The sequence below is a fragment of the Lysinibacillus sp. FSL K6-3209 genome (assembly GCF_037976175.1).
In the GTDB taxonomy this organism is placed as follows: Bacteria; Bacillota; Bacilli; order Bacillales_A; family Planococcaceae; genus Lysinibacillus; species Lysinibacillus sphaericus_D.
The window spans coordinates 133,238-145,439 of record NZ_CP150264.1 but is presented as its reverse complement, the minus strand read 5'-3'; the positions used below and the strand labels follow the sequence as shown (position 1 = coordinate 145,439).

Here is a 12,202-nt window from a genome sequence, read left to right as displayed (position 1 = left end):
CTCCTCCTCATAAACAAATATACCTAATATGGAGAGATTTCACTATATCAAATTGGCATAATTGGTATTTATCGCTTTCTTTTGCCACCACGTTTAGCTTCCTTCTCTGCTTTTTTATCAGCGTCCATTTTAATTTGTACAGCAGCTATAACAAATGCTTTTTCATATTTAGGTAAATTATCAAATTCAGACGGCCACTTACGGAGCTTATGTAGACAGTAATAGGCCACATTAGCCTCATAATCGCCGCCTTCAATTAGTTTTTTGCTTCTTCTACAAGTTCATCCATTCCTGTGTCAAAACCATTGATTTTTTGAACTGTAGCTAAGTACTCATCATACTCACCTGGTAACAACATCTTTTTCAATAATTCCTTAGCGCCCATTACACCATACGAGTTCTGTAGTTCTTTGTCATGCAGATTAGGAAATACAGTACATTTAACAGCTAAATCAGTTAAGTATGCTGTGTAATTTGTTTCAGGTATCATAACACCCTTTTTACCAGGTACCGGCATACGTTTTGTGTTATCTTTTCGTAATTGATCATCCTCATCCGAAGTGATAGCTTGTACTTCCCACTTAATAGGCTTTCCATCTTGGACAAAACGTTTTGATACTACAACCTCCTCGTTTTCTGGTTTTAATGCGTTTTGAGCTAAAAATGCAGTTAAATTTGACATATATAATCACCTTATCCTTTTCGTTTTAATTAAAAAGAGCCCACACTGTGAGCTCTAGTCTTATAGCATTTCTTGTAATGTTGAGAATTCCTCAGGCATATCCCAATCCTCGAACGTAAAGTCGATTTCATCTTCTAGGTACTCAGCGTCTGCATCAAGTGCGGCAATAATGCCACCATCCATATTACAATCAATTAAGATTGTTGTTTGGCGTCCTACTTTAGCCGACTTATCTTCGTTTGTAATTTGGATATCAAAATAAATATCCTCACCAGTGTCTTTATATCGTTTCAACAGTTTGCGGAACATCGATGTATTAAAGTGGAATGTAGCTGAACCAGTACCTTCCCACCCTGTTGCCTTATTACCTTTACCTGTACTGCCCATAATCGGAACCTGTGTCTTTTCTTTGTCCATCCGTGCTTCAATATTGATTAATTGAGCGAATAGGTAACGATTACCCTCAATCGTTACATAAGCTCTCCCTTGTGAACCACTAACGGCGTCACGAGCATGCATTGTATTTTCTGCAAAATATTGAAGGTCTAATGGAATTAGCATTTTGTTTGGTTTCAATTTGATTCCCTCCTTTAAGCTACCATCGTTGTGATATAAAGTTGTGACATTGCTACTGTTGGGTCCACCACTTCATTTACCACTACAGCTTTCTTAGATTCTCCTTGTTCTACAGTAAGCTCGTCTTTGTTATAATTTTGAATCGCTCGAATGCGTTGCATTTCCATTCGATGTGCGCCGATATCATTCCATAAAGAAATACGACCGTCTTGGTCATTTGGTACCTGACCTAGATAACGGGTATTGAATAGATGCGCTGTATCAATTGCAATTTGATCCAAAACACGAATAACTTGGTTCATACTGAAATCTTCATTTTTATCCACTGTGAACGTTGTGAAAGTATTGATATCTTCTAATACTCGAATGTCATCACCGACGCGATGGAATACATATTTACCACCTTTTAAAAGCTCTGTAAGTTGAGCCTGTGTCTTTGTTTCAGACATATCAAGAGAATGTTCTCCGTCATATTTCTTGTTCGTATTAGACTTATTAACTGCCACACCAGCTTGTGCTCCAGTTGCCCAGTACACTGCACCGAATACTTCTTCGTTATCACCAATAGCATTGTTAGGAACATCGATAACTCCTTCATGATTGGCAGCTCCTAATTTATGCCCAACAAGTTGGAACTTGCCACCTACTTGGTCGCGAATACGTTTTGTGTATTCAATATATAAAGATTTAATTAGGTTATCCGAAGATAAACAACCTAACGTATTGAAGCCGTAAGCTTCTAATGCATCTAACGCCTCTTGATGGGCACCGCCTGTAATAGCAGATCCGTTTGAACCTCCAACTAATGGTGTGCCAGCTGTTAATGTAAGTGTTGCATCTGACTTAAATGTAACGAAATCATTAGCTTTTAAATCAGCAGCAGTAGTAACAGCGATTTGTTCATCTACTAACACATTAGCAAGTAGTGTTTGGACATCGAACTTTGTTGGTTCGTCAACATTAGCCTGAATTACAATGGTAATATCATTTCCTCGAACACCCTTGTGCTTCGCTGTAGCGTAGTCATTTTCAGAAGCTACTGCACCTACAGCAAGCTTGTAGAAAAATACTGTGATAGCATTTTTGAACACATCACGAATACCTTTTAATTTTGGATCAGTGTAATCATAGCCAAAGATTTTACGAGAATCTTTTTGTAAATCCTCTTGTGTTACTGCGAATACATCGCCGTCCACACCCCAATCTAGAGGTATCGGTAGACCGACATAACCACGATCACTTAGATTTACAAAAGCACGAGCTTTACTAATAAAGTTGTGATAAGTACCCGGTAGTACTTTGTTTTGTGTTAAAAATGGACCTCCACCTAATGCCAAGTTATTTACCCCCTTTGTCGAATTCCTTTAGAATGCCATCCACTTCAGTGAATGAGTATGTTTTGTCGTCCTCTAGTAACGCATTTAAAGCATCACGACGATGCACATATTTTTGGCTTTGGACTAATTGAACCTTTGTGAACTTTGGAAGGTTAGCTGTTACAACATCACGTACAGCTTCACTTGTCACAGGCTCAACTTTGTCTAGAATATCGTTAGTTTTAGTCACTAGGAATCACCCTTTGCTTGTTAATGTATTGTTCTAATGAGCCCATGAAAATCCTCTCTTCTACTTCTTGCAAGAAGAAATTGAAACGAATGAAATTATGTCCGATGCCATCTACTACCTCACTGTTAGCGCCAGTACCTAGCATCAGCGAGCCATTTAACAGCGTTATTTCTTTTAGTGCTTGTTGTACCTTCAATGTCATATTTGACACCTCGGATAAGCCATTTTCAGGGAAATACTGTACGTTAAACAGTGTTGTTACTTTCCATCGACCACCGATTTGTCTTATATGTTCAAGGTTCAAAAATTGAATTAAAAAAGCAGGAGTCTTAAACCCCTGCGGTACTTCATCAATATATTTTTTATAAGCTTCTCCGAAAGCTTTATGAAGCTTAACAGATATAGCATTTTGAATATCATTAATCTCCATTGAAAGCCTCCCTTAACAGCGTATATAGTTTTCTCTCAAGGACTGCTGGTGCCTGCTGTTCTACTTGGTCAGCGCTTATGGTCATCATGAATCGACCATTCACCCAACCTTGATGATTAGATGTACGGTGTCCAAACTCAACGTATTGAGCATATTCTACTGGATTAATAACCTCTATTTCGTAAACAGAACCACTCTTTTTTACTTGTCCAATAGTCCATCCACGCCTTAAAGTTCCTCCATCTACTTTCGCTACTGGAGTGCGTCTAATCACCTTTCCTAGTAACCTTGCAGCTAATTCTTTCGCACAATCTTCACAGAACTTTTCATAATCAGCAGTTGCTAACTTGGCTAGTTTTCTTTCAAACGCCTTTAACTGTCTTAAATCAACACGTCCACCTCTACCCATTATGCGTACCTCTCGAATGCTTCAAGCATTAGCTCTTGATGATCTGTATAAATAGCAGGCTCACCACTTCTTGTGTATTCAACAGTTTTACCATGCTGAGTTACGATAATCTTTGAGCCTGCTGGTATATCCAACTCTGGAGCAATAAATAGCTTGGTCGTCTGTGCAATCACAGCTGGACCACCTGTTGGAGTAGTTGATGTTTGTTTTTCATATGAAAGCTTGCATTTTTGGTCACTTAACATGGTTACTTCTTTATGCGTAGTTGCATGAGTAACAGGATTTTCAACCTCTTGCCAAACTTTCACTGTGCACAATCCTTTGTACAATGACTCTACAGCCTTTCTACGTGCACTTACCATGTAAGCACCCTATACTTCAAAAAATCTGTATTGCTATGTTTAAGGTATAAAATAAACGCTTCGAACTGAGCTTCAGGCGTTCTATTTGCTTCAACAGCAAATGCTACATTTGTGTCGCCGTCTTGTACTTGTTTAGCAACTGCTTCAAAGTTCAGTGTTTCGACATCTAGCAAGCCCATTGCTTTTTTCGTAAGTAAGAACTCTCCTACTACCATATCAATAGCTATTTCTTTTAAGCCTCTTGGAACCACTGATAAATTTGTTTGGTTTTTAATGTGACTAGTTACTTTATCGATTGCATGCTTCAACAACATATCGTCTGAACTACTTGGAGCACTAGATAAAGTCACTCCAAGTGCAGATAGACGCATTACTACATCTAAATACATACGAATCACTCGCTTTCAGACGTTTTTGACCTAGGAGCCTTTTTTGGCTCCTCTAAACGTTCCATTATAGATTCATTGAGATGTTTTTCATCAATCGTCAATTCATCACCAACTAAAAAACGCTCACCCTTATAACGAATTGGGAAAGCGCCATCTTTAACTTTTACTTTAATGTTTGCCACTACCCTCAACCTCCTTAGGCAATCGGTTGTGCTTGGAATACATTCTGTGCTTCTGGGAATGAAGGAATTGCTGTAGCTGCAGCTTTTGCCCATGTTGAAACAGGATCTTTACCTTCTTCATACACCATTCCAATTACTTTGCCGATGGTAGTCATTTCAACATCAGAACCACTACGGATAAGACGTGATTCTTCTGGTGTTGGGCCATATAACGATTCACCAAGTGGACCGTCGCCAAACATTACGAATTTATTATCTGGGAAGTAACTCTTTGTTGTGTATGTGCCATCAGCGTTTTGCTCGCGATATTTTGTGTTTGAATTAGATTCATACACAGCAATAGTAGGTAAGCCTTGTTGTGTAAAGAAAGCATTTAAATCCGTTAAGTTTGCCACACGAGCAGAACCAGCGCCGTATAGGTAACCAATAATCTTCGGATTGCGTAAAATAAGAGCTGCAATTTTTTTGGACGTTAACGCACGTGTTGGCGTAATATCTAACGCATCAGACCATCGTTCTAAATCTCCAAGAATATCCTCTGTACCTGTTCCCCATTGGTCAGTTCCAGCAAGTGCCTCTTTATGATCTGCTGGTACTCCATATCCAACCGTAAGAGTCTTAGGTGTACCATCTGCTGTATTCAAAGCTAATTTCAATTCACCCGTACTAAGTGCTTGCATACGCATTAATTCAACGCTAGCACGAACATCATTTGCTGCTTTGTCGATTAAATTAAATACTCGTTGCATCAAGTATTGTTGCTCCTGTGCTGTTCGTGGGAATTGTAATGCTATTAGATCCTTTTCGGTAATCTGATATTTCTTCTTGATATAAGCTGCCTCTAACACCTGTTTAGCAGCATCTAACGAGCCGATTTCTGCCTCTGTATCAAAAGAATGCACCTTTGCAATGACAGGCAATTCGTTAGCCCCAACAAGATACTCAAATTCAAGCGTGTCATGCTTCACTTCCGGGAAAAGCGCTTCACCAATACCGTAAGATTGGTACTTTCGCTCTTTCATATAATCTAATACAGTTTTTTGATTAAATAACTCTAAAACATCTGGCATATTGATTTCCCTCCAATTATCGGAATTTAATTTCTTTTAGTGCTGTTTTGGCTACTGCATCTGGAGCAGTAGGTAGACGATCTTCTAAAATGTAAGCTTCCACAATCAATGAACCAGGTTGTGGTCCATTTGTTACATCGACATCGGTATATAAGATACCTTCTGCGGTAGCATCGTTTTTTGGCAAAATAGTACCTGCCTTAACGATTTTCTTTCCGTTCGCATCAGCCGTTACACCTACATCACTCACTACATAAGTAAATGCCTGTACCTTTGATGATGCTAAAAAGTTTACTCTTTGGAATTTTTCAATTGGCTTTACATATGGCATATATAGCCCTCCTTTTTATTTAGTCCCAAGGGTTGTTATTTGTGTCACTTGAACCTTTTTCATTCGCCATTTTTGCGAAGTTAGAACCTACATCACTCGTTTCTTCTCCTTCGCCTAATCCTCCAGCAGGAACCCACCCTTTAAATGTAGGTTGTTGCTTTTCTGGCACAAATAAAAAGGACTTTGATTCTTGCAACGATTTTAGTTGCTCATCAAGTCCTTTAGTGACTTTTCCATCTTCACTTAATTCGATTGTGTTTCGATCAATAAGACCTGTAACTAAATCTGTATCATGCACTTTGCCAGTTAAGGCTAATTTTAATGCGCTTGATAAGCGTTCGTTTTTAAGGTCTTTTTCATATTGCTGTTTTGTTGTTTCATTAGCTTGCTGCAGTTCTGTGATTTTTGTTTGAAGCCCTTCAACATCTACCTTCTTCAATTCTTCCAGCTGAGTATCACGTTCTGAAAGTTGTGTTTCGAGAGTTTTTTTCTCTGTCGACAAATCGTTATATTTAGTTTTTGGCACTACATGTTTAGGAGCTTCTTTTGCTGCATTTGCTACAATTGTTTCGATTTGATCCTCTGCAATACCTGCGTTTTTTAATAATTCTTTTAACCAATCCATTTCATTACCTCCATACATTTTTATACAGGTTTGTACCTGTTGGTGGTGTGCGCTTCTTTATGGTCTAGCCTTTAAAAAGACCAAAATAAAAAACCATTCTAATGAACAGTTTTGTTGATCCCAATAATGCTACTTAATCTACCGTCTATAAATATAGCAATTGTTTTTGGCGTTAAATATTCAATTCTCAAATGATAGGACTGTTTTAATTTCATGCAACAAACCTCGTTCCTTACTCAGGATATTATTTTTTCTTTTGAATCGACTTTCTAAGATTCTTTAGTTCCTCCCATTCTGCAGCATTGCCGTATTTAACATCTTGGAAATCACTGAATGTTTTAATATTGAAATCTTTTCCTAGTAATGATTTATATTCATTAAACTGGATTTTATCGTTGACTAAATTGCGTTCTTTTTTCTTAGCAACAAGTATTTTATCTTCCCCATGCTTTTCAACCTGCGTTTGATACCATTCTTCATACTTCATATTGCTTGGTACGTAATATGTTTCGCCATCTAAATCTCGAGCGATTCGCTCACTGTAATCATCTTCGAACCAAGGGGCTGTAGTGGAACGACATCGTGGATGGAATGGATTAGCGGTTATACCAGGTTCAAAGTCTGCCAACTTAAATACCTTGCCATCCATGGAACGACAAATACTACTTGTTTTATGATCTAATGTTGCGATTATTTCATATCGCTCTACATCAAGTTCGCTGAATGCATCCTTTTGAGCAGAAGCACTAAAAAACGCTGATTCGGTTAAAACAAGCCGAGCAGCGTTAGAACGTGAGCTATTCATTTTTCTAGCTATCGTACTAATCATTTGGTCAGGAGCTTCACCGCGAGCCATTGATTGTATTAGTTCAGTATGCAATGTATCTAGCAAGAGGTTACGATCACGCCATATCTTTTGACTAAATGTTTGACCATCAGCAGTCCATGGTTTACTGATTATTTTAGTTAGCTTCGTTTCGTCTAGCGCTTGAAGTGTGAAACCAATTTCAAAAGCTTTTTGTACCTCAAATGCTGTGTGATAGTACTGCGTCTGATATGCATCTTTCATCAATCGCTCAAAACCCTCAATTTGCTCACCATACAGTTTTTCTACATGTTGCTGTAATTGTAACTGCAAACTCTCTAAACGGCTTATATGAACACGAGAAGAGGCATTTTCAAGCTGTTTCATCCAATTTTGATTGACAGCATTCTTTTTGCCGTATTCGATGTATTCCTCTACTGTCCACCTGAACTCTCGTAGTTCATCACTTTTAAGTAATTGTTTAGCTTCATCAAGACTGATTTCATTGTTATCAGCAAAGCGTTGATACCACTTAGCTATATCCTTCTCAATTTCTTGCATAGTTCGGATATAGGCTCTTTCAAGGTCCCTGTAGTAGCTCTCGCTCTTCTCATGCTGCACTTGCTCCAACATCTTGAACCGTCTACGCCAGTATTCTCTACTCTTGGCCATTATCATCACCAGACTTCGCATTCATTGCTTTAAAATGATCATCATAGCCATCATACTCATTCACACGTTCCTGACGCTCCTTCTTATTTCGCTGCATCTCTTGTTGAACATCTTTCACATATGGATGTTGCGCAATCTTTGTTTCTTCAGACAAGTAAGGTGATTTATTTAATACATCAACAACTTCCATCTCATTAATGAGAATGTCACGGTTAAAAATGATATTTACACTTTCACCTTCATAATCACCTTGGCCTGTATTGGCTAAATGAACATTGATAAACCATAGCAATTCCTCAAATGAAGCCTGGAACTCTGTTTCAATACCATCTGCGTCAAGATCAATCTCGCTGTACATGGCTCTAATATTTAATTGATTTGGGTTATTTGCCATACGTTCGTCTTTAGCGTCATAACCTCGCCCATTTTCAATAAGAGCCTTTTTAAATAGTGATAAGATAGATTTGTAGTTGTCTGCGTTGACTTCAATTGTTAGTGTTTCAACGCCTCCCTTTGCCCCATCCGCTGATCGTACTTTAACGGTGCCGTATATAGATAAATTACGTCTAAACTCACCTAAGTCCTGCCCATCATAGTTATGGAGAACGAGAATTGTATTTCTGGCGTCCTCCTGCATATTGTTTTCAAAGTCACTTAACATGACGTTAATGCCGTCTTGTAGTGATTTCACACGCTTGATTAAAGGGATTTCCTTGTTATTGAATTTAAACGGAATTAAAGGCGTTCGCTGCCAGTTCATACCTAATTCATTTTCACCATCACGTATAGTTATATAAGAGGTTTGGGATTTTGTTACATCCTTCACAAGATGCCCTGCGAACCACTGATAATGTTCCACTCCGCGCGCACTATAAACCTCTGCTTTCTCCACTACAACCTCTCTATCGCCCTCGTACTCTTTTACAGCATATAAGCGAATTGCGAAGTCTAGAATTGTTTGTTCAGAATCCTTCCAGAACGGTATGATTTCATATGGAGGAAAACGTTTGATAGCAAACTTTCCATTTTCATCATAATACGGATAAAGCCAGCCAAGCCCACCATTCAATGCATCCTGTCCAACACTTTTTAATGTGCGGTGGAAACGTTTATTGAAAATGTCTTGTAATTTCTTTAGATACTCTTCGCTTTTAGTTTCAATTGTTATTGGTTTACCTAGTTGATAGTTAACCTTTTGATCTACAAGCTTGGCATACTGGTTATCTAGTATCTTGTTATTTGGGAGGTTTCTATTTACCTCTAACCTTCCACCTTTACCAATGACCCATCGTTCACGTTTTAATATGTCTTGTTCACCTTCATAATAAGCCTCACCTATCAGTATCCACTTGCGTTTCTCCGACTTTTTAAACTTATTGATTTCGTTTTCAAGCCATTTGATATCTGTTATGACATTGTTTGCACCAGCTGTTATGTTTTCATTGATGACGTCTGTGTCTGTAACAGCACCCTGGTACGGAAAAAAACTCATGTTCTCACCTCTTTCTAATCAAAACTGTATGTGCTACCACGCATATCTTCTTCAAATGCATAGCGTGTTGCATCGATAGTGTGGTTATCCTTATCCTCTAAGCGAGGAATAGGATTGCCGTCTTTATCTGTTTGGTAATCGATGTTCTCAAACTCTCGTGCTATGTTTGGTGTACGTACTGGGTCAATGCAAATGAAATCTAAATCATCTAACCATTCCTCGCCATATTCAACACTGTCAGGCCCTTTTTTAACACCGTAAATGCGTGGGATTTGTAACTCGTCTCTTAATTCAGCAATAGATTTCGGCTCTGCTGAATCAGCTGCCATACGGTCCGATGGGTACCCTTTAGCCTTTAATTTCTCTGCTAACTTACGATTACTGATTTTCACGCCATAAATTTCATCGATTGCGTAGATTCCATTTTTCTTTTTGTCATAATGCCAACGTACAAATGCCAGCGGATCAGTAGCATACCCGAAGTCAACACCATTACGGATATTGTCAAAGGATGCTACCATTTCATCAGTAATTGAACCTTTTTCAATTTGTAAGTTATCAAACGGCACAACACCACTCCCTATCGCTTCTCCGAGGTATTCCCAGCGATACCGTAATTCATTACGCTGTTTAGCCGCCTCTGCTTCCTCGATAAACTGTTTTGAGATAAATGGGTTATCAAGGTAAGTAGACTTATGAACAAATGTGTTATCTGGCTGAAATGAGCTCTCATACTTCTTATTCACCCAGGACTGTTTACGCTTCGGTGGGTTATATGTGTAAAAAAACTTATAAAAAAGACCATTCTCAAGCTCACCACGTAGTAATGAGTTGGTAATGGTCGTTACTTCTTCTTCTGTCTTAAATTCAGCTAATTCCTCTAGCCATGCGATTGCAAAAGGAAAGTTGGCACTCTTTAATGATTTTATTCGAGTAGGATCTTGTGCACCACGGAATATCATGTAGTTACCCCGCGGAATGTAAGTTATCCGCATAGGTGATTTATTGATTTTAAAGAGATGCGAAACACCTTGCTCATTTATGGCCCACTTCATTTGCTCAAATATAGATGTCTCAATGGTGTTATCCACTTTACGTATGCCTACAGCGTTAACAGCGTATCTCATAAGCAATTGCACAATGATATGTGCTACGTCTGATGATTTACCTGAACCACGACCGCCCTTACATACAACGTTTAAAATATCGGATGCAACAGAGGCTCTCCATACCGGATGAAATGCTGGTGGTATCAATTCAGATAGTTTTTTAACTGCCATCATCTTCACCACCAATGTCATCAACAAAGACTGGAGTAACAGTTGCATTGCTACTATCTTTTGTTTCGGAACGAATCTTTGCAATATCAGCTTTAACTTTTTCTTCTTTCAATTGCTTTAACTCGTTTTCATTAAGTAAATCCATATGTTTCGACAAGAACTCAAGTGCTTTCATTTTGTCAGCAAGTTTGACAGTTATGCCATCCTTTCCTTGCTTAACCTCTGTAACAAGTGAGCCATCTATTTCAGCAGATTCATTCAGATGTACATAGTTGAATGCGTAAGTTTTAACATTGCCGTTCATATCAAGCTCTGGTTGACCATCCTCGTTGTAAATGATTTCTTCCTGCCTGCCAAATTTCATATAGTCTTTGATGTCAGCAAAGGCGATGTCTATCCACTTTTGAATCAAGGTACGTTTGTCGAGTAGTGCATCCTCAGTCAATCCATCACGAACCTTTATGATTTCTTCCCTAATCTTAGGGTTTCTTAGGTGTTTACTTCCCTCAACCATTGCTGTTGTATAAGCACACCCATAAACTTTTTGATATGCCTTAGTAGCATTCCAACACTTCACGTAATAAGCGACAAATAGCTGTTGTTTATCATTTAAACCATTATCGTCATCATCGGTAAAATAGACAATTTCATCTTTGGATGCATCCTCTTTTACGGTTGCAACCTTAGTTGTTTTGGTTGCATCCTTTTTAGCAGTTGCATCTCTTGTCCATGGATTGCCGTCTTTACCATCACGGCTCTTTCGACTCTTCAATGTACCAAGCTTTATGTCATGCTTTTCAGCAAGATCAGCAAGTGTAATTTTTGTGGTTTCCCACTCATGTTTAATTTCATCCCAATTAGCCATATCTCATAAACACCACCTCCAAAAAAACCAAATAAAAAGCCACGCTCGAATGAACGTGACTTTCTTAATCCTAATTTTCTTCTAATTGTTCGATTAACACCCGGAATTCTTGCTTTGCTTTGCCTAATCTATCGTCATAGTCCTCGTATGGTGTACCTATATCAGATAAATCTAGATATTTTTCTAAGTAATTATCGATTAGCTCTCTTTTTTCTTGATTCGAAATTTTATAATAAGGCGCTAAAGAAGCTGCAATTACATAATATCCTACACCAACAATATTTAGATTATCAGCATCTACTAGCCCACCAAGTGCTCCTCTATCATCTGCACCTAATGCACGTCTACATAAATTTTCGAAAAACAACGCATTTTCTCTTGCCATCTTATTCACCTCCCATCTTAATCCAATCATAAACCAGAAGATGAAATATATGTAATAACTTTCTGCTCTCAAAAGTAAGTA

The 12,202-nt window shown here is 38.4% G+C and carries 18 protein-coding genes; all 18 read right to left on the bottom strand.

Annotated features, from left to right (window positions below; translation table 11 throughout):
* Nucleotides 1-68: 68 nt before the first annotated feature.
* Nucleotides 69-230: a hypothetical protein gene (locus MHH88_RS00815; protein ID WP_339260984.1), complete on the bottom strand. Its 162-nt coding sequence runs from the start codon at nt 228-230 to the stop codon at nt 69-71.
* 26 nt (nt 231-256) lie between these two features.
* Nucleotides 257-682, bottom strand: a complete 426-nt coding sequence (locus MHH88_RS00810; RefSeq protein ID WP_339260982.1) for a phage portal protein — start codon at nt 680-682, stop codon at nt 257-259.
* Nucleotides 683-742: 60 nt separating this feature from the next.
* Nucleotides 743-1,258 carry a phage tail tube protein gene (locus MHH88_RS00805; RefSeq protein ID WP_339260980.1) on the bottom strand — a complete coding sequence of 172 codons (516 nt, stop codon included), beginning with the start codon at nt 1,256-1,258 and terminating at the stop codon, nt 743-745.
* Nucleotides 1,259-1,272: 14 nt separating this feature from the next.
* On the bottom strand, nt 1,273-2,595 hold the full coding sequence (locus tag MHH88_RS00800) for a phage tail sheath family protein (protein ID WP_339260978.1): 1,323 nt from the start codon (nt 2,593-2,595) through the stop codon (nt 1,273-1,275).
* Nucleotide 2,596: 1 nt separating this feature from the next.
* Nucleotides 2,597-2,824, bottom strand: coding sequence for a hypothetical protein (locus MHH88_RS00795; RefSeq protein ID WP_339260976.1), 228 nt, complete (start codon nt 2,822-2,824; stop codon nt 2,597-2,599).
* Nucleotides 2,817-3,254: a DUF6838 family protein gene (locus tag MHH88_RS00790; RefSeq protein WP_339260974.1), complete on the bottom strand. Its 438-nt coding sequence runs from the start codon at nt 3,252-3,254 to the stop codon at nt 2,817-2,819. The genes MHH88_RS00795 and MHH88_RS00790 overlap by 8 nt, the downstream gene beginning before the upstream one ends.
* Nucleotides 3,244-3,663 carry an HK97 gp10 family phage protein gene (locus MHH88_RS00785; protein WP_339260972.1) on the bottom strand — a complete coding sequence of 140 codons (420 nt, stop codon included), beginning with the start codon at nt 3,661-3,663 and terminating at the stop codon, nt 3,244-3,246. The genes MHH88_RS00790 and MHH88_RS00785 overlap by 11 nt, the downstream gene beginning before the upstream one ends.
* On the bottom strand, nt 3,663-3,971 hold the full coding sequence (locus tag MHH88_RS00780; protein ID WP_339260970.1) for a hypothetical protein: 309 nt from the start codon (nt 3,969-3,971) through the stop codon (nt 3,663-3,665). The genes MHH88_RS00785 and MHH88_RS00780 overlap by 1 nt, the downstream gene beginning before the upstream one ends.
* 47 nt (nt 3,972-4,018) lie before the next feature.
* Nucleotides 4,019-4,414 carry a hypothetical protein gene (locus tag MHH88_RS00775; protein WP_339260968.1) on the bottom strand — a complete coding sequence of 132 codons (396 nt, stop codon included), beginning with the start codon at nt 4,412-4,414 and terminating at the stop codon, nt 4,019-4,021.
* A 5-nt stretch (nt 4,415-4,419) separates the two neighbouring features.
* On the bottom strand, nt 4,420-4,596 hold the full coding sequence (locus MHH88_RS00770; protein ID WP_339260967.1) for a hypothetical protein: 177 nt from the start codon (nt 4,594-4,596) through the stop codon (nt 4,420-4,422).
* Nucleotides 4,597-4,610: 14 nt separating this feature from the next.
* Complete coding sequence (locus MHH88_RS00765; RefSeq protein WP_339260965.1) at nt 4,611-5,666, bottom strand: major capsid protein; 1,056 nt, start codon at nt 5,664-5,666, stop codon at nt 4,611-4,613.
* Nucleotides 5,667-5,682: 16 nt separating this feature from the next.
* Complete coding sequence (locus tag MHH88_RS00760; protein WP_339260963.1) at nt 5,683-5,997, bottom strand: hypothetical protein; 315 nt, start codon at nt 5,995-5,997, stop codon at nt 5,683-5,685.
* A gap of 19 nt (nt 5,998-6,016) precedes the next feature.
* A complete protein-coding gene (locus MHH88_RS00755; protein ID WP_339260961.1) occupies nt 6,017-6,622 on the bottom strand; it encodes a phage scaffolding protein in 606 nt (201 codons plus the stop codon).
* Nucleotides 6,623-6,866: 244 nt separating this feature from the next.
* Complete coding sequence (locus tag MHH88_RS00750) at nt 6,867-7,988, bottom strand: minor capsid protein (RefSeq protein ID WP_339260959.1); 1,122 nt, start codon at nt 7,986-7,988, stop codon at nt 6,867-6,869.
* Nucleotides 7,989-8,085: 97 nt separating this feature from the next.
* A complete protein-coding gene (locus MHH88_RS00745) occupies nt 8,086-9,591 on the bottom strand; it encodes a phage portal protein (protein ID WP_339260957.1) in 1,506 nt (501 codons plus the stop codon).
* Between the two features lie 14 nt (nt 9,592-9,605).
* The gene (locus MHH88_RS00740; protein ID WP_339262970.1) at nt 9,606-10,871 is read right to left on the bottom strand and encodes a PBSX family phage terminase large subunit; all 1,266 of its coding nucleotides are present in this window, start codon (nt 10,869-10,871) and stop codon (nt 9,606-9,608) included.
* Nucleotides 10,861-11,736, bottom strand: a complete 876-nt coding sequence (locus tag MHH88_RS00735) for a terminase small subunit (protein ID WP_339260956.1) — start codon at nt 11,734-11,736, stop codon at nt 10,861-10,863. Before MHH88_RS00735 ends, MHH88_RS00740 begins: the two co-directional genes overlap by 11 nt.
* Nucleotides 11,737-11,806: 70 nt before the next feature.
* Nucleotides 11,807-12,121, bottom strand: a complete 315-nt coding sequence (locus MHH88_RS00730; protein ID WP_339260954.1) for a hypothetical protein — start codon at nt 12,119-12,121, stop codon at nt 11,807-11,809.
* Nucleotides 12,122-12,202: the final 81 nt, after the last annotated feature.